This is a genomic window from Natrinema amylolyticum, from assembly GCF_020515625.1.
In the GTDB taxonomy this organism is placed as follows: Archaea; Halobacteriota; Halobacteria; order Halobacteriales; family Natrialbaceae; genus Natrinema; species Natrinema amylolyticum.
This window is the reverse complement of the sequence record NZ_JAIWPJ010000003.1, coordinates 72366-97302: the sequence shown is the minus strand read 5'-3', so window position 1 is coordinate 97302 and position 24937 is coordinate 72366. Positions and strand designations below refer to the sequence as shown.

The 24937-nt window shown below is 64.6% G+C and carries 20 protein-coding genes; 14 read left to right on the top strand and 6 right to left on the bottom strand.

Annotation, left to right across the window (positions count from 1 at the left end; translation table 11 throughout):
* Positions 1-76: 76 nt before the first annotated feature.
* Positions 77-1282, bottom strand: coding sequence for a homoserine O-acetyltransferase MetX (gene metX / locus LDH66_RS16110; protein ID WP_226482112.1), 1206 nt, complete (start codon positions 1280-1282; stop codon positions 77-79).
* Positions 1279-2616 carry an O-acetylhomoserine aminocarboxypropyltransferase/cysteine synthase family protein gene (locus tag LDH66_RS16105; protein ID WP_226482111.1) on the bottom strand — a complete coding sequence of 446 codons (1338 nt, stop codon included), beginning with the start codon at positions 2614-2616 and terminating at the stop codon, positions 1279-1281. Before LDH66_RS16105 ends, metX begins: the two co-directional genes overlap by 4 nt.
* 168 nt (positions 2617-2784) lie before the next feature.
* On the opposite strand from LDH66_RS16105, the gene LDH66_RS16100 reads away from it, so the two are divergent.
* The gene (locus LDH66_RS16100) at positions 2785-3123 is read left to right on the top strand and encodes a DsrE family protein (protein WP_226482110.1); all 339 of its coding nucleotides are present in this window, start codon (positions 2785-2787) and stop codon (positions 3121-3123) included.
* Positions 3124-3176: 53 nt separating this feature from the next.
* Here the strand turns inward: LDH66_RS16100 and LDH66_RS16095 are convergent, their stop codons facing one another.
* Positions 3177-3833 carry a DUF6517 family protein gene (locus LDH66_RS16095; RefSeq protein WP_226482109.1) on the bottom strand — a complete coding sequence of 219 codons (657 nt, stop codon included), beginning with the start codon at positions 3831-3833 and terminating at the stop codon, positions 3177-3179.
* A gap of 127 nt (positions 3834-3960) precedes the next feature.
* Here LDH66_RS16095 and LDH66_RS16090 point away from each other — a divergent pair, with 127 nt between their 5' ends.
* From LDH66_RS16090 to LDH66_RS16070, 5 genes are all read left to right on the top strand, one after another.
* Positions 3961-5193 (top strand): MFS transporter, encoded by a 1233-nt coding sequence (locus tag LDH66_RS16090; protein ID WP_226482108.1) that lies wholly within the window; start codon positions 3961-3963, stop codon positions 5191-5193.
* A 112-nt stretch (positions 5194-5305) separates the two neighbouring features.
* Positions 5306-5797: a plastocyanin/azurin family copper-binding protein gene (locus LDH66_RS16085; RefSeq protein ID WP_226482107.1), complete on the top strand. Its 492-nt coding sequence runs from the start codon at positions 5306-5308 to the stop codon at positions 5795-5797.
* Positions 5798-6100: 303 nt separating this feature from the next.
* Positions 6101-6703 carry a plastocyanin/azurin family copper-binding protein gene (locus LDH66_RS16080; protein ID WP_226482106.1) on the top strand — a complete coding sequence of 201 codons (603 nt, stop codon included), beginning with the start codon at positions 6101-6103 and terminating at the stop codon, positions 6701-6703.
* 155 nt (positions 6704-6858) lie between these two features.
* Positions 6859-7971 (top strand): pyridoxal-phosphate-dependent aminotransferase family protein, encoded by a 1113-nt coding sequence (locus tag LDH66_RS16075; protein ID WP_226482105.1) that lies wholly within the window; start codon positions 6859-6861, stop codon positions 7969-7971.
* A gap of 117 nt (positions 7972-8088) precedes the next feature.
* Complete coding sequence (locus tag LDH66_RS16070; protein WP_226482104.1) at positions 8089-9435, top strand: hypothetical protein; 1347 nt, start codon at positions 8089-8091, stop codon at positions 9433-9435.
* Positions 9436-9637: 202 nt separating this feature from the next.
* Here LDH66_RS16070 and LDH66_RS16065 read toward each other — a convergent pair whose 3' ends face one another.
* Entirely contained in the window at positions 9638-10981 is a 1344-nt protein-coding gene (locus LDH66_RS16065) for a S8 family peptidase (protein ID WP_226482103.1), read from the bottom strand.
* Between the two features lie 303 nt (positions 10982-11284).
* The gene (eif1A, locus tag LDH66_RS16060) at positions 11285-11575 is read right to left on the bottom strand and encodes a translation initiation factor eIF-1A (protein ID WP_090617463.1); all 291 of its coding nucleotides are present in this window, start codon (positions 11573-11575) and stop codon (positions 11285-11287) included.
* A gap of 131 nt (positions 11576-11706) precedes the next feature.
* Between eif1A and LDH66_RS16055 the strand changes: the two genes are divergently transcribed.
* On the top strand, positions 11707-11886 hold the full coding sequence (locus tag LDH66_RS16055; RefSeq protein ID WP_226482102.1) for a DUF7470 family protein: 180 nt from the start codon (positions 11707-11709) through the stop codon (positions 11884-11886).
* A 66-nt stretch (positions 11887-11952) separates the two neighbouring features.
* Positions 11953-12213, top strand: a complete 261-nt coding sequence (locus LDH66_RS16050) for a DUF8015 family protein (RefSeq protein ID WP_226482101.1) — start codon at positions 11953-11955, stop codon at positions 12211-12213.
* Between the two features lie 9 nt (positions 12214-12222).
* Here the strand turns inward: LDH66_RS16050 and LDH66_RS16045 are convergent, their stop codons facing one another.
* Positions 12223-14199, bottom strand: coding sequence for a DUF460 domain-containing protein (locus tag LDH66_RS16045; RefSeq protein WP_226482100.1), 1977 nt, complete (start codon positions 14197-14199; stop codon positions 12223-12225).
* A gap of 631 nt (positions 14200-14830) precedes the next feature.
* Here LDH66_RS16045 and LDH66_RS16040 point away from each other — a divergent pair.
* From LDH66_RS16040 to LDH66_RS16015, 6 genes are all read left to right on the top strand, one after another.
* A complete protein-coding gene (locus tag LDH66_RS16040; RefSeq protein WP_226482099.1) occupies positions 14831-16690 on the top strand; it encodes a cellulase family glycosylhydrolase in 1860 nt (619 codons plus the stop codon).
* Positions 16691-16858: 168 nt separating this feature from the next.
* Positions 16859-19114, top strand: coding sequence for a fibronectin type III domain-containing protein (locus tag LDH66_RS16035; RefSeq protein ID WP_226482098.1), 2256 nt, complete (start codon positions 16859-16861; stop codon positions 19112-19114).
* Between the two features lie 213 nt (positions 19115-19327).
* Complete coding sequence (locus tag LDH66_RS16030) at positions 19328-21382, top strand: cellulase family glycosylhydrolase (protein WP_226482097.1); 2055 nt, start codon at positions 19328-19330, stop codon at positions 21380-21382.
* Between the two features lie 16 nt (positions 21383-21398).
* Complete coding sequence (locus LDH66_RS16025) at positions 21399-21605, top strand: hypothetical protein (RefSeq protein WP_226482096.1); 207 nt, start codon at positions 21399-21401, stop codon at positions 21603-21605.
* Positions 21606-21671: 66 nt separating this feature from the next.
* Complete coding sequence (locus LDH66_RS16020) at positions 21672-23210, top strand: glycoside hydrolase family 5 protein (protein ID WP_226482095.1); 1539 nt, start codon at positions 21672-21674, stop codon at positions 23208-23210.
* Between the two features lie 167 nt (positions 23211-23377).
* On the top strand, positions 23378-24886 hold the full coding sequence (locus tag LDH66_RS16015; protein WP_226482094.1) for a cellulase family glycosylhydrolase: 1509 nt from the start codon (positions 23378-23380) through the stop codon (positions 24884-24886).
* Positions 24887-24937: the final 51 nt, after the last annotated feature.

The window sequence follows — 24937 nt, the reverse complement described above, 5'->3', positions numbered from 1 at the left end:
AATATCCATGGAACACGCGTTCAGACCGCTCTCTCCGAGACCTGGATTACTATAGAAAATATCTAATCCGAACGGATTACTCAGAAAAGAGACTCGTGTGGACCGGGGCGAACTCTCCGGACTCGTCGGGTTCCGGAGCCGTATCCGTGATCGCTCGCCCAGCGAGTCCCTCCTCGAGCAGTTCCGACAGCGGCGGGCCGACCTTTTCGGGTTCGACGAGGAAGGCGTCGTGGCCGTGGTCGGACTCGACGACGTGGTGGGCGACGTCGACCTCGGCCTCGCGACAGGCCTCGGCCAGGGACTCGGCCTGTTCGACGGTGAAGTGCCAGTCGCCCGTAAACGAGAGGAGGAGGAGTTCGCCCTCGAAGGCCGCGAGCGCGTCGGCGTCGGACTCGTAGCCCGCTGAGAGGTCGAAGTCGTCCATCGCGCGGGTCATGTAGAGATAGCTGTTGGCGTCGAACCGGTCGGTGAACTTGTCGGCCTGATAGTCCAGATAAGACTCGACCTCCCGATAGGGGAAGAAGGCCGCGGCGGGGTCCGGCGGCTCCTCGCGGACCGCCTCCCGGCCCGCCGACCGGCGGCCGAACTTCCGGCCCATCGAGGCCTTCGAGAGGTACATGATGTGACCGATCTGGCGCGCTCGAGCCAGCCCCTCCTCGGGCTCCGGGCCGCCGTAGTAGTGGCCGCCGTTCCAGTTCGGATCGCCCGTAATCGCTCGTTTGGCGACAGTATCGAGCGCGAGACACTGCGCGTCGAGCCGGGCGGCGGTGGCGACCGCGCCCGCCCGCTCGACGTCGTCGGGGAAGCGTCGCAGCCAGTCGAGGACGTTCATCCCGCCGACGCTGCCGCCGACGACGGCGTGGAGCCGGCCGACGCCGAGTTCGTCCAGCAGGTTCCGCTGGGCGCGGGTCCAGTCGCCGACCGTGACCGGGGGGAAGTCGGTGCCGTAGGGCTCGCCCGTCTCGGGGTTCTCGCTCGCGGGGCCGGTCGTCCCGTAACACGAGCCCGGCGCGTTCGCACAGATGACGTAGTACTCCGTCGTGTCGATGGCCTTCCCGGGACCGACGACGTCGCCCCACCAGGCGCGAGCCTGGCCCGCCGTCTCGCCGCCGGCGTCCGGGCGACGGGCGACGTGGGCGCTGCCGGTCAGCGCGTGACAGACCAGTACCGCGTTGTCGCCCGTGAACTCGCCGTAAGTTTCGTAGGCGACCTCGAGACTCGGGATCGACTCGCCGGACTCGAACCGGAACTCACCAAGCTCTGCCGTGTTCTTCGTCGTCACGGTGTCTCACCGTCCCCGCGACAGGCTCGCGTCGCCGCCGCGATCGCTTGCTCGAGGTCCGCCAGAATGTCCTCGGGATCCTCGATCCCGACCGACATCCGGATCAGATCGGCCGTGACGCCCGCCTCCTCGCGTTCCTCAGGTGAGAGCTGGCCGTGCGTGGTGCTCGCCGGATGAATGACGAGCGTCTTCGCGTCGCCGATGTTCGCGAGGAACTGGGCGATCTCGACGTTCTCGCAGAAGGCCTTGCCGGCCTCGAAGCCCTCTTCGAGCCCGAACGCGACCATCCCGCCGTAGTCCTCGAGATACCGCGTCGCGTTGTCGTGGGTGGGATGGTCGGCGAGCCCCGGATGCGTGACCCAGGCGACGTCCTCGTGGTCGTCGAGGTACTCCGCGACGATCGCGGCGTTCTCGCAGTGCTTTTCGACGCGGAGGGGCATCGACTCGAGCCCCTGTAGCGTCTGCCAGGCGTCGAACGGCGACTGCTGGTTGCCCAGACTGCGCAGCGAGCGGTATCTGGCCGCGGCGGCGAACGGTGCCTCGGGGAAGTCCCGCGAGAAGTCGACGTCGTGGTAGGCGTGGTTCGGGCCCGCGATCTCGTCGTAGCCGTGCTCACCCCAGGGGAAGGTGCCGCCGTCGACCAGTACCCCGCCGACGGTCGTCCCGGAGCCGTGGAGCCACTTGGTCGTCGATTCCCAGACGACGTCGGCTCCGTGCTCGAGCGGGCGACAGAGCGCCGGCGTCGCGAAGGTGTTGTCCACGACCAGCGGGACGCCGTTCTCGTGGGCGATCTCGGCGACCCGCTCGAAGTCGGGCGTGACCAGCGAGGGGTTGCCGATCGTCTCGACGTGGACGAAGGCGGTGTCCTCGTCGATGGCGTCCTCGTATTCGTCGTACTCGAGGGTGGGGACGAACTTCGGCTCGATGTCCCTGCGGGTCGCCGTCTTCGAGAAGTAGGCCGTCGTCCCGCCGTAGGTGTCGGTCGAACAGACCACGTTGTCGCCCGCTTCGGCGAGGATCAGCACTGCGGAGTCCAGTGCAGCCATACCGCTGCCCGTCGCGACCGCGCCCGCGCCGCCCTCGAGGTCGGCGAGGCGGTCCTCGAGCGTGGTGACGGTCGGGTTAGCGATCCGAGAGTAGATGTAGCCGTCGTCCTCGAGGGCGTAGCGGTCGGCGGCCGTGTCGGCGTCATCGAAGACGTAGGAGGTCGTCTGATAGATCGGCGGTGCCATCGCGCCGGTCTCCGGATCCGGAGACTGGCCCGCATGGACGCTTCGCGTGCCGAGTCCGTGCTCGCTCTCGGCGTCGGCGTCGTCGCTGGCGTCGTCGCTCATGTTTAGTATGCATACTACTCCACGTTCATATGCACCGCAGTAACGGCAAAAACCGCAGACTAGAGATTGTCTCGCATGAACGGGTCGACGACTCGAATCGTCGGCTCCACCGGAGCGCTTCGCTTGCAGGCTCAACCGCTATCTCCCGAGAGCCTGTCCGGTCGACACGTGCAGACAGTCTTCCACCTCATCGCCGACGACCCGGCACAGCGAGAGACCGCGCTCACCATCGCCGAGAACCTCACGAAGGACGACTCTGTCGAGATCGACGACATCGCCATCGTCGCCCAGGCCGAGGGCATCGAGCCGCTGACGGCCGGCGGCGACGGCAGCGATATGGTCGAATCGCTGCTCGAGACGGGTATCGCGGTCAAAGCCTGCGGAAACACGCTCGACCTGAAGGACCTCGCGGAGTCCGATCTCGTCGACGGCGTCGAGACCGTCCCCTCCGGCGGCGGCGAACTCACCCGCCTGCAGAGCGAGGGCTACGCCTACATTCGACCGTAGAATCACGAACTGAACGAATCTCAGGCCAAACCGTCCGTGTTCCGTCCGCCCACTCACTCGTGCTCGAGCGCCCCGAGCATCGTCCGGACGGGCTCGGACTCGGTCTCGAGACCCCGCAGTTGCGGATAGACCGCGACGCAAATCACGAAATCGTCGCCGTGTTCGATGGGATCGCTGAGTTCCAGATAGACGTCGAGCGTGGTTTCGGCCGAAATCAGCCGCGCACTCGCCTCGTACCGGGCGAGCGTCGTTTCGGTACCCAGGATCGAAATCGATTCCTCGTCGACGGTTCGGACGTCCTCGAGTCGGTCGTACCGGTTCTGAATCAGTTCGACGAGGTCGTCCGTCGAGTACTCGCCGACGGGATTGAACGTCTTTCCGAGGAACGAGACCTGCGGTGTGGTGAGAACGGCGACGACTGCCGCCTGAACGCGCGTTAGACCGACCGCGTCGAGCGCGATCGCTCGATCATACTCGGCGTACCAGTTCCGGGCCTCGATCGAGCGCTCGATCCCGAACCGGCCGACGGTCCGCTCGACGACGACCTCCTCGACGGTGTGTTCGCCGTAGCCGGTCTCCTCGAGGGCCGCCCTCGAAACGGTTCCCGGCGTCGACGAAAGCGAGTCCCGAACGAAATCGGTACAGCCGGCGACGATTCCCGTTCCGGCGGCCGCTCCACCGGCGAGCAGTTGCCGACGCGTGACTGTCATCGAGTGTGAGATGTCGACGGCGACCGAAAACGTATCGGTTCCGACCGTGTCAATCTGCGTGACAATGAGCGGATCGGTTCGGTCCGAGACGAACGACTTGATAGGCTCGTAGCGCCAAGGGTCGGCCGTGCACTCGAGTGACCGCGATCGGGTCGTCCTCGCCGCCCTGGTCTTCGCGGTGTTGTTCTCGCAAGTGCTGCTCTATCCGGGCGTCGCGACGCTCGTCGAGACGCTGGGTGCCGACGCGACGACGTCGGCGTTCGCGGCGACCCCGCTCGACGCGAGCATGTGGTTTCTGGTCGCCGAGTTCGCCGCCTACGTCGCGTTCGTTGGCGTCTGGGGCGTCGCGAGCGACGCGACCGGTCGGCGGACGCCCTTTATCGTCGTCGGCGCGCTCGCCGGCGCGGCCGGCTATGCCGCCCTCGCCGCCGTCCCGACGATCGGCTCGATCCCCTTCGAGGGGGTGCTCCTCTTGCGGGTCCTGCAGGGGGCGATGACTATCGGCGCGTTCTCCCTGACGATGACCATGCTGATGGACTTGGAGGGCGGTCACGGTCGGAACATGGGCGCGGCGGGGATCGCCATCGGTCTCGGGGCCGCCCTCGGTGCCCCCGTCGGCGGCCAGCTCACGGCGCTCGATCCGATCGCACCGCTGGTCGTCGCCGCCGGCCTGCTGGTCTGTGTCGGCGGCCTCGTCTCGCTGGTCGAGGACCGGACCCCCGACGGAAACCGGAGCGCTCGAGCGCTCGTGGACGGGATTCGCCGACGGCCGACGCTGTCGATCCCGTACGCGTTCGGCTTCGTCGATCGGCTCACGGCGGGCTTCTTCGCGCTCGTTGGGACCCTCTACTTTCAGGAGACGTTCGGCCTCGACGCCGGGGCGACCGGCCTCCTGCTGGCGTGCTTTTTCGCACCGTTCGCTCTGCTGCAGTATCCCATGGGTGCCCTCTCGGACCGGATCGGTCGGACGGTCCCGATCGTCGTCGGCTCGGTGTGTTACGGCGGCGGGATCCTCCTCGTCGGAGCCTCGCCGTCGGTTCCGACCGCCGCGATCGCGATGGCCGGCGTCGGCGTCCTCGGTGCGCTCGTCGCCCCCGCGACGATGGCGCTGGTCACTGACCTCGCGGCCGAGAGCGAGCGCGGCGTCGCCATGGCCGGGTTCAACGTCGCCGGGAGCCTCGGCTTCCTCGGCGGCTTTCTCATCGGCGGCACCGTCGCCGGCACCTACGGCTACGACCTGGCCTTCCTCGTCGTCGGCGGCCTCGAGATCGCGATCGCCGTCGTCACGGTGCCCGTGTTCCTGCGACTCTCGCTCGAGCCGACCGACCGGTTTCGATCGGGCGACCGCGAGAACGCCTGAGCGTCGGGATCGAAACAACTGATCTGATAGTTCTATATTGTGGTATGTACTCTCATAACGTCGTATGGGGAGAAGGTATCAATTTTTATGTGGCCGAACCTAAACGCCGTTGATGGCACGAGATAACCCGGTTTCACGGCGGACAGCGTTGAAGATCACTGGTGCGGCAGCGTCGACGGCGCTCGTCGCCGGTTGTAGCAGCGACGATGGGAACGGAAACGGTAACGGCAACGGGAACGGGAACGGAAACGGCGGCGGCGCGAGCGAGTACGAGGCCGAAGCCGGCGACGAGATCATGTTCAGCGGTCAGACCTCCGAATGGGAAGGCGTCAGTCCGGACGCGATCGCGGGCTCGTCGAACCCGACGCTCATCCTCTCGGAAGGCGAAGAGTACACGATCGGCTGGACCGAGGGCAACGGCCAGCCACACAACATCGAGATCCGCGACGACAGCGGTAGCGTCGTCGGCGACCACTCGACCGAGCAGACGTCCGAGGAGGAGCCGTCGGACCAGACGCTGACCTTCACGGCGAGCAGTGAGATGGCTCAGTACGTCTGCCAGCCCCACTCCTCGCAGATGGTCGGCGACATTACGGTCGAATAACGGCTCTCTGGCCCCGTTTCGCGACAGTGACCACCCTCGAGTGCCCTCTCGCAGGCACAGTGTGACAGCGCGGCTGTCGGCGACGAGCGGTCGATCTCTGTTTTCTCATTGCGGTTCTGCTATGTCCGTCCCGACCGTGTCACTCGTTTCGCGATACGTCGTTCGATGGTATCAGTACGCGGTATCGTGACCGGTACGATCCATCAAACTCATTTAACCTCACACATGTCAGAAAATGTTCGTGATGGAACCGATGGCTCCCGTCGCGAACTGCTACGGGTCGGCGGGATAACGGTCTCGAGTGTGCTATTCGCCGGCTGTCTGGACGAGAACTCGGCTGACGGTGATCTCGACTCGTCGACCGGCGACGGGAGCGGTGACGAGGGCCCGCAGGCTAACAGCGACTCGGCGGATGACGGCGATTCCGCGTCGGACGGCGACGCATCAGCAGACGATGACGACGCCGAAGCGGATGCGGACACCGGTACCGAGGACCCGGACGACGACGCTGACGAGGAGCCCGATCCGGTCGAGACCGATCGCGCGTTCGAGATCGAACCGGGAACGGAGATCCGGTTTCGATCCGACGCCATCACGTGGGTCGGTACGAGTCCGTCGGCGATCGAAAACGTGGCGAACCCGACGATCGCGCTCACCGAGGGCGCACGGTACGCGATCCGCTGGACCGACGCCGAGGGCGCGGTCCACGACATCGCGATCTATGACGACGAGGAGACCGTCGTCGACGACCTCGAGACGCCGATTACCGACGATCCCGGCGACGAGCAGGTCCTCGAGTTCGACGCCTCGAGCGAAATGGCCGAATACGTCTGTCGCCCGCACTATACGGCCGGGATGAGCGGTGCTATCGAAATTCGGAGCGGCGGCACCGACTCGAGCGAGTGACGCACCGCTTCGGTCACTCACGAGTTCGCCCGTGAGAGGTCGGCGAGTCGCTGCGTTCGGCGCGGCTTCGATCGCCGATCACCCCCAGCTCTCAGTGGGGCATCAAAAGTACCATACCGTTTCGCTACCCAGTGGCCCTTACTCAGGTGGTTTCCGTGACCAAGAAACGCGAATACAAGGACGATTATCCCGACAAGACGCTGTATATTCCGGGTCCGACCGAGGTACGCGAGGACGTCATCGAGGCGATGGCCGAACCGATGTTCGGTCACCGCATGGACCGAATGACGGACCTTTACACGACCATCGTCGAGGACACGAAGGAGTTCCTCGGCACCGACAACGAGGTCGTCATCCTGACCGGTTCGGGCACGGAGTTCTGGGAGGCTTCGACGCTCAACCTCGTCGACGAGAACATCCTCGTCCCGACCTGTGGCAGCTTCAGCGAGCGCCACGCCAACGTTGCCGAGCGGTTGGGCAAGGACGTCGACCGGCTCGAGTACGAGTGGGGAGAGGCGATCAAACCGGCGGACATCCGCGAGACGCTCGAGGAGAGCGACAAACACTACGACGTCGTCGCGACCGTCATGAACGAGTCCTCGACGGGCGTGCGAAACCCGATCGAGGAGATCGGTGACGTCGTCGCCGAGTATCCGGACACCTACTTCGTCGTCGACGCCGTCTCCTCGCTGGGCGGGGACTACGTCGACATCGACGAGCATAACATCGACGTCATCTTCGCCTCGAGCCAGAAGGCGTTCGCGATGCCGCCGGGACTTGCGATCTGCGTCGTCAGCGACGACGCCTACGAGCGCGAACTCGAGAAGGACTCGGCGTCGTGGTACGGCGGTTTCCAGCGCACGATCGACTACTACGAGCGGAAGGGCCAGACCCACTCCACGCCGGCGATCCCGATCATGCTGGCCTACCGCAAACAGATGAAGTACATGCTCGAGGAGGGCCACGACGCCCGGGACGAGCGCCACCGCGAGATGGCCGAGTACACCCGCGAGTGGGCCCGCGAGCACTTCGACATGTTCCCCGAAGAGGGGTACGAATCCCAGACCGTGAGCTGTATCGAGAACACGCAGGGGATCGACGTCGCGGCGACGATCGAGGAGGTCTCCGAACGGACCGACATGGTCTTCTCGAACGGCTACGGCTCCACGCTGGGTGAGGAGACGTTCCGCATCGGCCACATGGGCGAACACGACCTCGAGTCCATCAAGGAGCTGACCGACGCTATCGAGGACGTCGCCGGACTGTAGAACCCCGACGTCGAACGATAGCGACGACGGTGTACTCGAAACACGATCGGCCAAAGCGCGTCGACGCTGCGGAAGTAGTTATTTGTTTTCGGACGGGAACGTTGGCAGTAAAGCATTATGAAAGGGTCCAAGTACACCTTCGAGACGGGCTCCAGACCGGCCGACGAGATCGCGGCCGAGATCGAAGCCGTCATCGACCGGATCGACGACGACGGCTACGTCAACGACTGTCTGGACAACGTCTACTGGCGACCCGGCGGGAGCACCTATAGCGGGGCGTGGGACGACAACGCCCCGCCGGAAGAGATCGAGGCGCCGCAGGTGGCGAAAACGTCGACGGAAGACCACAGTTACAGCGGCGAGGCGCGGCTGTACCGCCGGTTCGACGGCGAGTACGTTGCCGTCGACGTCTTCAGAACGCTCGCGCGCAGTTTCTGGGCAATCGCGGACTACCTGGCCGCCAACTACGGCCTCGTCCCGGCCCTCAACAACGGGAGCTACCGACTGTTCCCTGCGGATCCACAGCTTCCTGGCTGTCACGAACTCCCACCGGAGGACCCGCAGTCGGAGCGAGAAGCGATGCTGTTCGCCGTCCTGCGAGACGGGCGCGACGACCTCTCGCTCGAGGAGGCCGCGACGTTGCTGGACGTCGACGAGTGCTACCACCTGTTCGCGACGAAATTACCCGACGCGGTCGAGGATTCGGAGATCGATCGGCGAGTCATCGAGTGGCTCGAGAGCGACGATCCGGACCTGCGGGCGCGGGCCGTCCGATGGATCGGCACCGTTGCGACACGGCCGACGAATCGCTCGTGGGGGACCACACCTCCTGGCAAAACCGTGTCGAGTCATACTCCGGACGATGTCCCCTCGCTCGACGGGACCGATACGTTCGGACGGTTCGTCCGCACGCTTCCGGCGGTCGATGCGGCGACACAGCGGCTGGTCGCGCGTACGCTCTGGGAACCGTGGCTACTGAGCGCCGACAGACCCCCGAAGCCGGACCACGTGAGTGTCCTCGTGGGACGTCTCGACGCCGAGTTGCCGGAGATACGGGTGGGGGCACTCCACGGCGCCAGCCGCGTCCTCGGCGAACTCGTCGTCACCGCCGAGAACGGCGACGAAGGCCCCGACTCCCTCGAGGCGCTGGCGCCCGCGATCGAGGCGTTCTACGACGCGTACGTCGCCGCGCTGTCCGACGAGCATCCGATCGTGCGAGCGCGGGCCGCCGACCTGATGGTGTCCGTCCTCGCGGGAGAGCGCGGCGACGGCGTGATGCTCGTCGCCGAGCGGCTGTTGAACGAGGTCCCCCTCGAGACGCGGAGGGAGATGGTCCGCGGTCTCGACCGGCTGAACGAAGAGCGGGAGGCGATCGCGACCCGGATCACCGACCGAAACGTCGAGCGCCTGTCCGACCGCGTGTTCGACGACGAGGACGCGACCGGCGGGCACTCGAACGAATAGACGGGAGAGTAACTACTCGTGGCGAGCAACCGGGCGCAGTGGGAGAATGCCGGTCATCGAACGTCCCGCCGTACTCTGCGACTCCCGCGGCTCCGACCGATCGAACCGATTCTCGATGTTTTCGAGACCGCCGAGGGGAAGTTGAGCGACCGAACCGCCGATCGAAGCGAGACGGGCTCGCTCGAGCGATCGCTACCGCCGATCACTCGAACAGCCCCAGGAGCCACTCGAAGAAGCCCGCGATCAGATCCACGAACCGCTCGAGGAGCGACCGAATTCCGCTGACGGGACCGCTGCTCCAGTCCGCACCCTCCGTCGCGCGATCATCGCCGAGGGCCGCTCGGGCGTTTACGAGTCCGTCTCCTTCCGCACAGGTTCCGAGCACCGTCTCCGCCGTCTCGCCGAGGATCTTCCGGACCGGATCGCTCGGTCCCGGACCATCCTCTTCGCGAGTCTCCCAGACGAGCGCCGCGACGCCGGTGACGAACGGACACGCCATACTCGTGCCGCTCGCCTCGGCGTACTCGTTGTCGACGGTGCTCGAGGTGACGTTCGTCCCCGGGGCCAGCAGGTCGACGGCCGACCCGACGCTGCTGTAGGACGCCAGTCGGTCGCCCTCGTCCATCGCGGTGACCGCGACGACGTCCTCGTGGGTCGCGGGATAGGTCATCGTCTCCGCGGCACACGAGTCACTTCCGTCGTTCCCCTCGTTCCCGGCCGCACAGAGCAGGAGGTGCCCCGCCGAGTGCGCGGCCTCGATCGCCCTGCCGAGCGTGGAACTCTCGGCCTCGCCGCCGAGGCTCATCGAGATGATCTCCACGTCGTTAGACATGCACCAGTCGATCCCGGCGATCAGTTCGCTGTACCGGCCGGAGCCGTCGTCGCCGAGCACCTTCACGGCGTACAGATTCGCCTCGGGAGTGACGCCGACGACGCCGCGGTCGTTGTCCGACGCGCCGGCGATCCCGGCGACGTGCGTCCCGTGGCCGTGGCGGTCCTCGTAGTCGCCGGCCGTCCCGTCGGCGGTGAAGTTCCGACCGCCGGCGACCGACAGACTGCAGTGATCCGACTGGATTCCCGTGTCCAGAATCCCGACGTCGACGCCCGACCCGGACGAGTCGACGTCGTGGGCACCGATGCGTTCCACCCCCCACGACGGTCGCTGATCGGGATGGGTAGAACAGTCCGAGCCGCCGGGGGGATCGAAGATGTCCGACAGGGACGGCGACCAGTCTCCTGGAATCCCCGTCTCGTCGTCGTCCTCGACGGACGCCACGCGGCGGTCGCGCCGCAGTTCCGCCAGCCCGGTTGACGGGACCTCCGCGACCACGAACTCGAAGTTGTCGAACTCGAGGACCGTCGTGCCACCGACGGCATCGATGAGAGCGAAGAGATCGCCGAGCCCGTCGAGCAAGCCCGTCTCGGGGTGGACGAACACCCGCTCGGTGTCGGTTTCGGACTCCGCGGCGGCCGCGGGAACGCCGAGCAGCCCGGCCGCAGCGCCGGCACCGATACCGCCGAGTACTCGCCGCCGGCTGAGTTTCATGCGCGGGTCGATGCACAACGATAGAATAAGTCTTCTGTGTCGGACGACAGTCAGTCGAAGCGACCGATCTCGCCCTCGAGAGTATCGATGTCGGCGATGGTGAATAGTATCGGACAGTGGAGCTATCCCCCTCGTATCGTCGGCGAGTGAGTGGTTCGAAGAACCCGAACGACGCCGTTCTCCGCGAGTGCCACAGGCGCTCGCGGGCCGACGACTGACCCGTAGGGGAAGGAGGAGTGCTTTTCATCGAAGTTTTACCGAGTGCGGTCGCGAAGCGACCGCACGCAGAGTAAAAGTTCGGTTCTATTGGATGTGGCCTTCTTCCCGCAGCTGATCGGCCTCGCTCTTCTCGTAGCGCCAGGTGATATCGGCCTTCTCGTCCTGCCAGTCCCAGGGTTCGACGAGCACGACGTCGTCTTCGCGGATCCAGATGCGCTTTTGCATTTTGCCGGGGATGCGCGCGGTGCGCTCCGTCCCGTCGGCACAGCGTACTTTGACCCGATTCGCCCCGAGCATGTTCGTGACGGTCGCGAAGACCTCGTCATCCTCGGGCATCCGGAGGTTCTTCCGACCGCCATCTCCGTCGTCGCTCATGGCCGCGGATTCGCGTTCGATCGGTTTAACCCTTTATCGTTTTGTCTGGGCGGATCGCCGGACGCTGCCGGCCGTCGCGTCGCGAACGGGGAACCACGCCGTTTATTTCACTCGGCTCTGCAACCCTGCGTATGTTGCGAAATCTCGGCGCACTCGGTATCGCGGGTATCGTGATCCTGCTCGCCGGTATCGGCCTCATCGCGTCCCAGAACCTCCTGATCGCTCTGGGAATGGCCCTTATCGTCGCCGGCCTCGGACTGGTCGTCAAATCGCTGATTTCGGGAATGCTACAGAATTTCGGAATGTTCTGATCTCCGCCGGAGAACCCGGTGTACTGAGCCTCAAGCGTTTTGCGCTTCGATCCCGTCCGTACTCCTATGACCTATTCGCTCCACTACTACGACCTCGTGTTGGTCTGTATCGCGGCGAGTCTCGGGACCGGCGCCGTCGTCGGCTACGCGACCCCGGTCCCGTTCCCGGTCGCGGTCGTCGCGCTCGGAATCGTCTCGATCGCCTTTATCGGCCACGCGCTGTTCGTCAACGGCCCGGTCGACGATACCGAGGATCTGAGCGAGGAAGTCGATCTCGAGGAGGTGCCCAAAGTACTGTCGCCGATGGAGTCCGGTCCCGAAACGTAAGCGCTCGAGTCACACTTCGTTGTCGCCCGCGCGGTGTTCGCTGATGAGTTGGTCGACCATCGCGGCTTTGCGATCCCGCTTTCGATCTTCGGCACGTTCGTGCCAGTCGTCGATCGCGGCTTCGACGTCGTCCTCGCGGGCGACGGCGAGTTCGTCGACCTCCTGCATGGCGACGTCGTCGGCGGGCCCGACCGGAATCTCGCTCTCGAAGAGTATTTCGTCGGCGATCTGGGAGAGGCCGCCGTCCTTGAGGATGACGCGAGGGTCGAACTCCGCGAGCAGTTCGGCCGTGGATCGGCCCGCGCCGCTGGCGTCTCGAATGTAGACTACGTCGCCGCTCGCGATACCGTACTGCTCGTCGGCCTCGCGGATCGCGCCCTTCGTGAACTTCTCGACGACCTTGACCGGGACCAGTCCCTCCTTCTCCGCGGAGACGTCGCTGAAGTTCGAGTGATCGAGCTTCCAGAGGGCCTTCATGCGGTCGACCTTCTTCTCAAGCGTCTCGACCTCCTCGCGGGCCTCGTCGCGCTCGCGCTCGAGTCGGTTGGCCTTCCGCTCGAGTCTGCTGACTTCCCGATCCCGGCGGACCTCCTTGCGCTCTTCGCGGCGGGCGACGCCGAGTTCGGTCTCGAGTTCGTCGATTCGATCGTCGCGGTCCTCGACGCGGCCCTCGAGCCGTTCGACGTGCGACTGGAGCCGTTCGACCTGTCGCTCGAGGTCCTTGATCCGTTTTTCTTCCTCGCTCAGTTCGCGGGGTTCGTGTTCGGTCGACTCCTCGTCGTCGCCGCTCTCGTCGTCGTTCAGCTCCGTCAGGACGGCCTCGACGCTCTCCTCGTCGGCGACGACGCGGGCGGTGACTTCGCCGCGGTCGATTCCCGGCGGGAGTTTGTCGGCGATTCGCTCGAACTGGTCCGCGTGGGCGTCGAGGGCGTACAGCGCGGCGGCCATCGCGTCGCGCTGGTGATCGTCGTCGTACGGATGATCGCGCGTGCGGTGTTGCTTCTCGTCGACCGGGAGGTCGCTCTCGGGCGTCCAGCCCGCGGCGTCGAAGCTCCGGCGGAACTTCTCGACCGTTTCGGGCATCGGCGTCACGTCGGCCGCGACGACGATCGGTCGGCCGCGCTCGACGATCCACTCGATCACGTCGGCGGTGTCGCTGGTTCGCGAACTCCAGACGTCTAACACCTCGCCCTCGAGGCCGACGATGGCGACGGCGGTCGTCGTCCCGGGGTCGATGCCGACGAGCACGTGATCGCGGCGCTTGACGAGCGGCTCGAACTCGATACCGTCGCGGCGCTCGCGCTCGATCTCGACGCGGACGTCGCCCGATCGATTGCGGGAGACCGGGATGTCACTGGGTCGAGCCTGGACGGTGAAGATCGCGTTCGCGAAGCCGCCGTAGGCCTCCCGAACCTCCCGCTCGTACTCGAGGTTGGCCGCCTCGAGTTCGGACTCGACCTCGCGGGCTCGTTTCCTGACGGAGCCGTGGATACGGCGAGTGTAGCGGTCTTCGCTCCACCCGCCGCTGCCGGTCGAGCGGCCGCGCGCGACCTTGACCTCGGTCGTGTCGGTGAAGGCCGATACCTCGTGGCCGACGTTGTGGGCGGCCAGTCGGGCGGCGGCCTCGGCCTCCTGCATCGGATCCTTCCCGTAGGGGACGTTGTGGCGGTTCGCGACGCGGGAGAGGGGCTCGGGCTGTTCGGCACCTGTCACTTGGACGAGCGTTGTTCCGGCGGGCAGCGATCCGAGGAAGTGGATGAGCTGGTCCTTGTCGGCGGCCAACTCGTACATGTTGTCAGTCGCGACGATCGCCGGCTCCTCGTCGTCGATCAGTCGCCTGAGTTTCCGGTGGGTGACGACGTCCCGGGTGACATCGTCGCCGTCGTAGACCGCTAGTGCGTACGACGGCGCATCACCGCGCACGTCACCGCTCTGGATGTCGACACCGAAGACGACTGCATCGAGCGCACTCGTTCGCGTACTCACAGGGGGCCATAGGAACGAGGTAGCTATAAATCCGGCGCGGCCACTCAGTTGGCGTTGCGTCGTGACTGTCACCCGAATCGAGCGGCCAGCCCCGGCCGTCAACTACTGAAAGTGGACGTAAATGTAGATGAAGACGTCGATTCCCGCGGTCTCGATACCGTGGATGGGGACTCTCGTTTGGCATCGAACCGCCCGGAAAACCAGGTGTTTTCCGCTTTCTCGGAACTCGTCTCGGTCGCGACACTCACTCCGCAAAGATGTAAATTAAGAATCATCACACACCCATTTCTGAGACAAATATTATATAATAATATAAATATAATATATAGTATATTTTTGCCGCCTATCGAATCTGTGTCGTTATTCAGTGAAAGTGGACGACAGGTCCGTATATCGATTTTATGTAGTGTCAACCAAATATAGGAAATAGGACGGGCTGATTTTGCTACTAACGTATGTAATCTATTGATTGTCAACATATTTATTTTTGTACTGCTTAAACATAATATTCAACATAAAACACACAAATTTTATAACTGTATGGATCGATCATAGATCGAGAGGGGTCGAAACCCTCGGCGTTCCCAACGGACGGATCACGGACTCGTTCGATGGGGACGAGAATCACACCATGTCAGAGAATACGGATTTACACGATTCAGAGGCACAGTCGAATCGCACCAGTCGGGATCTCTCGAGGTCACGCCGAACGATACTACAGGCCACGGGGACGAGCGTGCTCGCACTCGGCGGTCTCGGTAGCGTCACGAGCTCTGTAGCAGCACAGGAAGCCACTCTCCCGCCGTTAGCCCGGGACGAAAACCAGATCGTCGACCCGGACGGAAACGAGGTCATCCTTCGGGGTGTGAACATCGCCGACCCGGGTGAACAGAGCCGTAACTGGCGGGGCCAGACCGCTCCCGAGACGTTCAGGCTGGCCACCGACGAGAGCCAGGGGTGGCATACCAACATCGTCCGGGTGCCGGTAATGCCCGCGTTCATCGCCGCAGCGACGCGCAATCCGCAACCGGGACAGATGCCCCACGACGACGACTGGGGCCCGGCCCTGCCGGGCCAGTTCGATAGGGACGACCTCAGATGGTACTGTGAGGCCTTCCTCGACGATCTCGTCGAACTCGGAGCCCAGCGCGGCGCCTACGTGATGATCGACTACCATCGTCACTACCCGGTCTTCCATCAGGAGGACCACAAGAATCACGGCGTCGACCCGACCGTCTGGCAGTGTTCGTCCGATGGCGGTGAGGACTGGCGACATCCCGAAGTCTGTGGCGAGCGGGGCGTGCTCTGGCACGGCGAGGACCAGGTCGACGAGATCTGGGACCTGATCCACGAACAGAACATCCTCGAGGCGTTCGACCTCGAGGAAGACGACATCTACCTCGAGCCGCCGGAGATTACGAACGCGCTCGACGAGGAGTTACACATGTTCTGGGAGGTCATCGCCAGTCGGTACGCCGGCGACGACCACGTGATCTTCGACGTCTACAACGAGCCGACCGGCCCGTACGGCGGCGACTGGGGCGGCCCGCAGCGACAGGCAGGCGAACTCTCTGACCCGGCGGTAGCGCCCGGCAGTGGGGAGGCGGACGATTACGACGTCGCCCACGAGGACATGAAAGCCTGGTACGACCTGTGGGTCGATCGCGCCCAGCCGTGGGTCGATACGGTCGAGAACAACGCGGACGGTCAGTTGATCACGATCGGGAGTCCGCGGTGGAGCCAGTACACCTACTGGGCGCCGTACAACGAGTTCGACGCCGAGAACATGTGTTACACCGCCCACGTCTACACGCAGGACAACCTACGGCCGCTGTCGAAGTACTTCGGCGAACCGTCCGAACACGTCCCGGTCTTCTTCAGCGAGTTCGGGTGGATCGAAGGCGGCGGCAACCACGTCGATACGCCCTGGATGGACTGTAGCGGCGAACACGGTGGCGACTGTGAGCCCTACATCCAGGAGTACGAGGAGTTCATCGAGAACTACGACGTCCACCCGCTGGCGTGGTCGTTCGACCACACCTACGAGCCGAATATGTTCGAACACGGGACGCCGGGCGCGAACGACGGCGCGAAGGGTGCCGACGACTGGATGAACTACCTGAACGACGAGACGCCTGGCGTCTGGTGGCACGAACTGAATCAGGAACTGGCCGGCGACCGCGACACCATCGCGCCCGGCGAGGACCCGTATCCGGACGCCGACAACGGGAAGAACGACAAACACGTCGGTCCCGGTCCGATCGACGGCGACGAGACGATCTCGGTCGGCGACCACGAGGCGCGGGATACGAACGACGACGGGCTGTACGACGACGTCGACGGAGACGGAGAGACGACACACGAAGACGTCGACGCCTTCTTCGAGAACCTCGAGTCCGACGGCGTTCAGGACAATCCCGACGCCTTCGACTTCGACGAGAACGGCCAAATCGGCTTCTCGGACGTTCTCGAATTGCTTCGTCGGACCTAACCGGCAACTCTGAGCAGGAATTATTAAGTAGTATACTATGAAAAATTTTATTATTAAAAAACACAAAAACTCTCTCGGGCCGACTCCCACGAACGGCCGTCTCGGATCGGTCTCGAGGCGCGAGCAGGTAGTACAGGTGACGACAGTAACTGATACGGAGAGACATCAATGAACGATACCATCGACACGCACGACGAGGAACAGTTCGCCGAAACCGATCGCTCGACGGACACGTCTACATCACGCCGCACCTTCATGCGGGCCGCCGGTGCCAGTGCGGGTGCACTCGCACTCGGGACATCGACGGTGGCGGCCCAGGCAGACGTCCCGACGGTGACGGTCGACGTCGCCGATGAGCAGATCCAATCCGGCGAGACGACGACTGCGACGGTCCGGCTCGAAAACTCCCCCGCTAGTTCGATCGGCTCTGCCGTCGAAATCGCGCTCGATCCCGATGTCGCCCAGATCACCCAGGTGGACGGTGGCGACTACTTCCCGGAGAGTCCCCTCGATTTAGAGGAGAGCGTCAACGAGGATATCGAAGAGGCGGGCGGCTCCGTCTCGCAACTCCGCGTCCAGCCGTACGCGCCGGACGGAATCGGCGAGACCGAGTACGAGGTGGCGACCTACCACCTCGAGGCTCAGGGTGAGGGCACCACCGAGATCGAACTCGTGGATATCATGCTGACCATCCCCAACGGAGACAATATCTACGACGCCAACTACGACGTATCGACGCTGACGGTCGGTGACGGTATCGACGAGCCAGTCGCACCCACACTGCCGTCGGATCTCGAGGTCGTCGCCGAGAACGAGACGTCGGTCGAGGTCGCGTGGAGTCCCGTGTCGAACGCCGTCGAATACGCCGTCTCAGTCGACGGCGAGCGGGAAACTACCACGACCTCGAGCAGCGCGACCATCACTGGACTCGAAGCAGACACCACCTACGAGATCGGTGTCACCGCTCTCGGCGAGGACGACACGGCGTCCGAGACGGCGACGGTTCAGGCGACGACGGTCACCGGTGCGGAGCCGGAGACGCCCACGCTCACGGTCAACCTCGACGACGCGGTGATCGATCCGGACGAGACGACGGCCGTCGATCTCGGCCTGAGCGAAGCGCCGGATGGTGTGGTCGGATTCACTCTCGAGGTCGGTATCGATCCCGACGTCGCGACCTTCACTGACGCCGAACTCGGCGACCTGTTCGTCGACGCCCAGGAGATGTTCAAGACCGTCGAGGTCGAAGACGACTATGCGAAACTCAAGGCGCTCGATCCCGTCGACGCCGGGACCACTGATATCGAGTTCGGTCGGATCGAACTCGCCGGCGTGGCAGACGGCGAAACCGTCGTCGACGTCGACATCGTCCGACTCGAGGACAATGTCGACAACGTTGCTATCGAACCGACGGTCGAAGAGGCGATGCTCACCGTCGGCGACGGCGAGCCGGACGGCGAACCGCCGAGCGTCCCCGAGAATCTCGAGGTCGTCGCCGAGACCGAGACGTCGGTCGAACTGGCGTGGAATACCGACCCGAACGCCGTCGAGTACACCGTCTGGGTCGATGGCGAGCGGGAAACCACCACGACTGCGAGCAGCGCTACCGTCACCGACCTCGAGTCCGGTACCACCTACGAGATCGGTGTCAGTGCCCTCGGCGAGAACGACACGGAGACCGACGCCGCGACGGTGACTGCCACGACCGCGGAAGCCAATACGCCGCCGAGCACGCCCGAGGGACTCGAGGTCGTCGCGGAAAACGAGACGTCGGTCGAGGTCGCGTGGAGTTCCGATCCGAACGCCGTCGAGTACGACGTCTGGGTCGACGGCGAGCGAGAGACGACCCTGAGTTCGACCAGTATCACCGTCACTGACCTCGAGGCCGGAACTTCTTACGAGATCGGTGTCAGCGCCGTCGGTGAAGACGGCACGGAGACCGACGCCGCGACGGTGACTGCCACGACCGCGGACGCGGACGATGGCGACGGCGACGGAAGTGACAGCGACTATCCCGAGTGGGACGCTGACACGCTCTATCAGGAGGGCGACCGCGTCCACTGGAACGGTGACGATTGGGTCGCACAGTGGACGAACAAGGACAAAGAGCCCCGCTACGAGGAGCTCTACGCGTGGGAGCCGGTCGACGGCGAGATCCCGCTCGAGGTAGACCATCTGGCGACGATCGATCCGAGCGCCACGGACGTCGACGCCGGCGAGCGCATCGACTTCCGGGTGACGGACGAAACCCCCGACGATATCTGGACTACAGAACTTCAGTGGGATCTCGGTGACGGAACGACTGCCAGCGGCTGGTACGCCGGCCACTCCTACGATTCCAGTGGGAGCTACACGGTGACGCTCACTGCGACGGACCAGCGGGGACGCGAGACCACTCACGAGGTCGAGATCACGGTCGCCTGATCGCGCGTTCCGGTGTCGGGACTCTCGTCGCGGGTCGCCGCTCGAACCTGACGGCCTCGATCCGATCCCGATCCCGATACCGGGAACGACCGACTCGACTCACACGACTCGGATTAAACCAATTTTAACGCAGAACTGGAGTCGAAATATAGCGGCTCGCAGAGACGGCGGACGAAGCACGCGCAGACACGCGAATCCAGTAAGGAAATACCAATGCAACCGACTGACACCACACAGCAGACGGACGAATCGACAGCGACGAACGAGGACACGCGACGGAGCGTCCTCGCGCAGGCGGAGACCGACGGCACGTCGCCGATCTCGGTCACGCGGCGCAACGTGATGCGAACGACCGCCGCCGCGGGCGTCGCCGGCCTCGGACTGAGCGCCGGCTTCGCCGGTACCGCCGCGGCCGGCGGGATCGACGAGTTCCAGAACCTGACTGTCAGCGACGACAACCGGATCGTCAACGAGGACGGCGAGACGTTCAAGATGCGGGGACTCAGCATTCCCGATCCGAAGCGACTCCACCGGACGCGGAACCTTCGCGGGAAGACGCCGGAACAGCTCCTCGATCTGGTGACGAACAACGAGGCGGGCTGGCATCCGCGGGTCATCCGTGTTCCCGCCCAACCACAAGACATCGGCACGAGGGACGACGGGTCACACCACCCCATGGGCCACACCGGCCCCGAGTACGAGTACGGCGAACTCGAGTCACCGCAGGCGGTCGACAGCGATCGACGGAAGCAACGGCCGGCCCAGCCGCAGGCGTTCACGCAGGCGGAACTCGAGGACTACCTCGACAACTACTATGAACCGATCGTCGAGCGCTGCAAGGAGCGCGGCGTCTACTGCATCATCGACTATCACCGCCACTGGCACGAGCAGCCGCCGGGCATCGAGGAACCCTCCTACGCCGAGAACCACCTGCCGTACGACAGCGACTACACGAACTACTGGGCGTACAACAGCCACGAGATGTTCGGCGAGGACGCGCCGGGTTCCTGGGGATACGTCGATCAGACGTACATTCAGGAAACGCCCGGCGACGACTACGTCGAGGGTCTCAACGAGGGTAACCTCGAGGGCACGCCGTACGCGTACGAGAACTGGACGGTCAACCAGGAACTGCTCGACGAGGTCCTCATGTTCTGGGACGAGGTGGCCGAGCGGTACGCCGACGAACCCCACGTGATCTTCGAGCCGTACAACGAGCCGACCGCGCCGGGCATCTGGGGTCCCGTCGAGGGCTGTGGAGCGTACAAACAGAAGCCCCTCTGGGACACGTTCCTCGACGACTTCATGGGCCCGATCATCGAGAAGATCCGCGAGTATCAGTCCGACCGCGTGCTGCTGGTCGGTGTTCCCGGCTGGTGTCAGTCGGTGCAGGCGCTCCACTGGCGGAACTTCAACGAGGCCGGTTACGACAACATCGCCGTCACCTGGCACAACTACGCGGGCCACGACGTCAGCCAGATGAACAACTGGTTCAACGATACGGAGTACCAGAGTCCCGATGCCGTCGAGGCCGAGACCGGAGAGGAACTCGAGGCCCCCTATCTCCCGGTGGATGACGACCCCTACGAGGAGTCGTGCTACGGCTGGGAGGCCTACGAAGCGGCGGGACTGCAGAACGCGATGGATCATCACCCCGTCGCCATCACCGAGTTCGGCTGGATCAACAACGCGGACGTCTCCCACTGGCTGCGCGGAACGACCACCGGTCAGGGTACGCTCCCCGAGTACGGTGAACCGTTCCTCGATCAGGTCGAGGGGGATGACCGGGTCAGCTGGGTCGGCTGGTGTGCTGACGTCCGTTGGCTGCCGAAAATGTTCGAGGTTCCGTGGGAGACCGAGGAGGGCGAACTCGACCTCGTCAACGACAACTTCTACGACACGCCGTTCGAGGACATTCCGGTCGGCTGCGAGGAGCCGCCATGCGAGTGGAACCTGATCGGCGGCGAGGACAGCGGCGTCTACCTCAAGCAGATGCTCGCCGATCACAGGGACGATCAGGTGCCGTTCGACACGAGTCCCGTCGGCAACGAGACGATCTCGGTCGGTGACTACGAGGCCCAGGACACGGACGACGACGGCCTGTACGAAGACGTCACCGGCGACGGAGAGACGAGCCACGAGGACGTCGACGCGCTTTTCGAGAATCTCGAGTCCGACGGCGTCCAGAACAACTCCGAGCAGTTCGACTTCGACGAGAACGGTCGAATCGGGTTCTCGGACGTCCTCGAACTGCTGCGGAAGATCTGAGCGCAACCGGTGAGCGGTGGGTCGGTGGCGGAGTCGGGACGCGGACGGCGACGGCCTGTACGAAGACGTCACCGGCGACGGGGAGACGACCCACGAGGACGTCGACGCCTTCTTCGAGACCCTCGAGGCCGACGGCGTCCGGGACAACCCCGACGCATTCGACTTCGACGAAAACGGCCGCGTCGGCTTCGCGGACGTCCTCGAGCTCCTTCGGGACGTCTGACCGGCGGCCGAGCAGCGACGAGCGACCGAGACAGCGATCGCGACGACAGCGAGACAGCACACGACCATGACCACGAACGACCACGAGACGCGACGAGAACGGAACAGGGACGATCCAACGACTCATGCCAATCGATCGCCACCGAACGCGATCGACGGTGGCGGGCCGAGCGATCCCAGATCAGGTGGCATGCGCCACTCCCGACGGGGCTTTCTCGCGATGGCCGGCGTCGGCACGACCGGCGTCGCGGCCAGTCTGCTGGCCGATCCCGCACGCGCCGCCGACGGCGCGGCCGATCGCGGAATCGAAACGCCGTGGCTCGAGCGCGACGGGAACGTGCTCCGCGATCCGACCGGAAACGAGGTCGTGCTCCGCGGCGTCAACGTGATCGATCCCGCGCGCACGGCGCGGTCGTGGCGGCGGCCGCTCTCGGAGACGATCGACCACGCGACCGACCCCGACAGGAACTGGTACGCGCGGATTATCCGCATCCCGGTCCAGACCGGAGACATCGTTTCCGTCGACCCGGACGACGGCAGCGTGAGCGATGAACCGCAGAACGAAGTCGACCCGGGAACGTTCACGCGGACGCAACTCGAGGCCTACGTCGAGCATCACCTCCGACCGGTCGTGGAGCACTGTAAGGCGGTCGGCGTCTACTGTATCGTCGACTACCATAGACACTCCGACACGAGTCTCGAGTACACCGATCCCGACCTCGACGAGGAGGTCCGGCTGTTCTGGAACACCGTCGCGCCCGAGTTCGCCGACGACTCCCACGTCCTCTACGAGGTGTACAACGAGCCGATCGGTCCCTACGCCGGCCAGGAGCCGGGCGAGGAGTACGACGTTCGCGGTGCCGACGCCGAGCAGACCTGGCTCCAGTGGCGCGAGACCGCCCAACCGTGGGTCGACGCCATCCGTGATCACGCCGAGCGCAACGTCGTCATCATCGGCTCGCCGCGATGGAGCCAGTACACCTACTGGGCGCCGCGCCACGAGTTCGAGGGAGAAAATCTCGCATACGCGGGCCACGTGTACGCCGGCCACGACGGGCTGCGACCGCTCGGGGACTACTTCGGCGAGCCGTCCGAGGAGGTTCCGGTGTTCCTCACGGAGTTCGGTTACCAGGGCGATGCCGGGACCCCCCTCACGGGGACGACGTCCGAACACGGCGCGATGTTCGAGGCGTTCTTCGACGAATACGACACCGTTCACCCGCAGATCTGGTGTTTCGACCCGGCCTGGCAGCCGACCATGTTCGACTCCGACGACGATTCCCTGGAGTGGGAACTCCTCGGCGGCGAGGAGTATCAGGGCGAGTGGTGGCAGACGTATCTGGCCGATCGACGCACCGACGACCTCCCCGAGACGACCGACGGTTCGGATTCGATCGCGGTCGGCGACTACGAAGCCCGGGACACAGATGGTGACGGACGCTACGAGGACGTCACCGGCGACGGAGAGACGACCCACGAGGACGTCGACGCGTTCTTCGACAACCTCGAGTCCGATGGCGTCCAGGAGAACCCCGAGGCGTTCGACTTCGACGGAAACGGTCGAACCGGGTTCTCTGACGTCCTCGAACTGCTCCGGCGCGTCTAGCAGTAGCCGAGCCGAACGGAATCGGTCGCTAGTCGATCTCTCGAACCGTCAATCCGGCTGCGATCGGATACCGTTCCAGCGGACTGACCGCTCCAGAGTGACCGTTCTCAAAATATTTTATTTAGAGAAAATTTTATATGAAAATAATATATACTACTTGGTAGACTATGAGTCACGATGATCGTGCGGGCGAGAAGCGGCTACCCGACCGAGCGGACCGGCAGTCGTGGCGACCGACGCGACGAATGTTCGTGAAAGCGGCGGGCGTCGGAACGGCCGGCCTCGCACTCGGCGGGCTGGCGGGATCGGCAGCGGCGGTCGGGGATCCGACGCCGCGCCTGCGAACCGACGGGAAGTGGATCGTGACCGAGGACGGACAACGGGTGAAACCCCGCGGCGTCTCACCGGCGTCGCTGGATTACCTCGAGTCGATACACCCCAGAGGCCAGCGAGAGATCCTCGAGCAGGCGACCGACGGGGAGCAGTGGCACCCGAACACGGTTCGGCTGCCGGTAGGGGAAGACGCGGTCCACGACCGCGGGATGGAATACGTCGTCGACGACCTCCTGCGTCCGGCCGTCGATCTGCTCGCCGATCGGGGCGTCTACGCGATGATCGACTTCCACATCATTCGGCCGTACGTGGAGGCGATGGCCCACGGGGAAGGGATGGTCGAGGACGAGTGGGCGGACAGTCTCGACGGCCTCGGCTTCGATCCGCGCGTCGACACTGACGACCTGCTGACGGAGTTCTGGAGCGCGGTCGCGCCGGCCTTCGCCGACGACGAAAACGTTCTCTTCGAACTTTTCAACGAACCGACGCTCCCCGTCACGTGGTCGACCTACGGGGAACACGGTCCGGACGTCCAGACGAGGGAAGACGAGTGGCTGCTCTGGCGCGACACCGCTCAGCCGTGGGTCGACTCGATCCGGGACGAGGCACCCGAGACGCCGATCGTCATCGGGTCGCCCGACTGGACCTCCCGAACGAAATTCGCCGCCGAGTACCCCTTCGACGGGGAGAACCTGATCTATTCCGGCCACATCTACCCGGACAACGGCCTCCCATACGACACGCTCGAGCGGGGTGAGGAGGGCGACACGTACGAAGTCGGCCCGTTCGATCCCGAGTACGGTGCGCCCGCCGAGGAGATCCCGGTCATCATCACCGAATTCGGTTGGGATCCCGACGAGGAGTTCCGGGAGAGCGTCGAGTTCGGCACGACGAGCGGGTGGGGCGAACCCGTCCGCAAGTGGCTGGAGTCCTCCGAGAACATGGGCTGGATCGCCTGGTGTTTCGACGATACGTGGGCGCCCACGTTCTTCGACTCGCCCGGTGACGGGGCCGGCCAGCCGTGGGAGCTCAAAGACGATCCCGAACAGATGGGCTGGTTCGTCCGCGAGTGGCTCGAGGAGACGAAAGACGACGTGATCGGCGGCGGTGGCACCGACGAAAGCGACGCGATCGCGGTCGGCGACTACGAGGCCCGGGACACGAACGACGACGGGCTGTACGACGACGTCGATGGAGACGGAGAGACGAACCACGAGGACGTCGACGCGTTCTTCGAGAACATCGAATCCGACGGCGTTCAGGAGAACCCCGAGGCGTTCGACTTCGACGGAAACGGTCGAATCGGGTTCTCGGACGTCCTCGAACTGCTCCGGCGGACCTGAGGCTCATCGATGACGTCGACGAATCTACGGATCACGACCCGACCGGTGAGC

What these genes read in the sequence shown, in the direction of transcription:
- LDH66_RS16105 (WP_226482111.1), bottom strand. Translation starts at nt 2,616, where the DNA reads ATGAGCGACGACGCCAGCGACGACGCCGACGCCGAGAGCGAGCACGGA.
- LDH66_RS16095 (WP_226482109.1), bottom strand. Translation starts at nt 3,833, where the DNA reads ATGACAGTCACGCGTCGGCAACTGCTCGCCGGTGGAGCGGCCGCCGGA.
- LDH66_RS16085 (WP_226482107.1), top strand. Translation starts at nt 5,306, where the DNA reads ATGGCACGAGATAACCCGGTTTCACGGCGGACAGCGTTGAAGATCACT.
- LDH66_RS16070 (WP_226482104.1), top strand. Translation starts at nt 8,089, where the DNA reads ATGAAAGGGTCCAAGTACACCTTCGAGACGGGCTCCAGACCGGCCGAC.
- LDH66_RS16065 (WP_226482103.1), bottom strand. Translation starts at nt 10,981, where the DNA reads ATGAAACTCAGCCGGCGGCGAGTACTCGGCGGTATCGGTGCCGGCGCT.
- eif1A (WP_090617463.1), bottom strand. Translation starts at nt 11,575, where the DNA reads ATGAGCGACGACGGAGATGGCGGTCGGAAGAACCTCCGGATGCCCGAG.
- LDH66_RS16055 (WP_226482102.1), top strand. Translation starts at nt 11,707, where the DNA reads ATGTTGCGAAATCTCGGCGCACTCGGTATCGCGGGTATCGTGATCCTG.
- LDH66_RS16050 (WP_226482101.1), top strand. Translation starts at nt 11,953, where the DNA reads ATGACCTATTCGCTCCACTACTACGACCTCGTGTTGGTCTGTATCGCG.
- LDH66_RS16040 (WP_226482099.1), top strand. Translation starts at nt 14,831, where the DNA reads ATGTCAGAGAATACGGATTTACACGATTCAGAGGCACAGTCGAATCGC.
- LDH66_RS16035 (WP_226482098.1), top strand. Translation starts at nt 16,859, where the DNA reads ATGAACGATACCATCGACACGCACGACGAGGAACAGTTCGCCGAAACC.
- LDH66_RS16030 (WP_226482097.1), top strand. Translation starts at nt 19,328, where the DNA reads ATGCAACCGACTGACACCACACAGCAGACGGACGAATCGACAGCGACG.
- LDH66_RS16020 (WP_226482095.1), top strand. Translation starts at nt 21,672, where the DNA reads ATGACCACGAACGACCACGAGACGCGACGAGAACGGAACAGGGACGAT.
- LDH66_RS16015 (WP_226482094.1), top strand. Translation starts at nt 23,378, where the DNA reads ATGAGTCACGATGATCGTGCGGGCGAGAAGCGGCTACCCGACCGAGCG.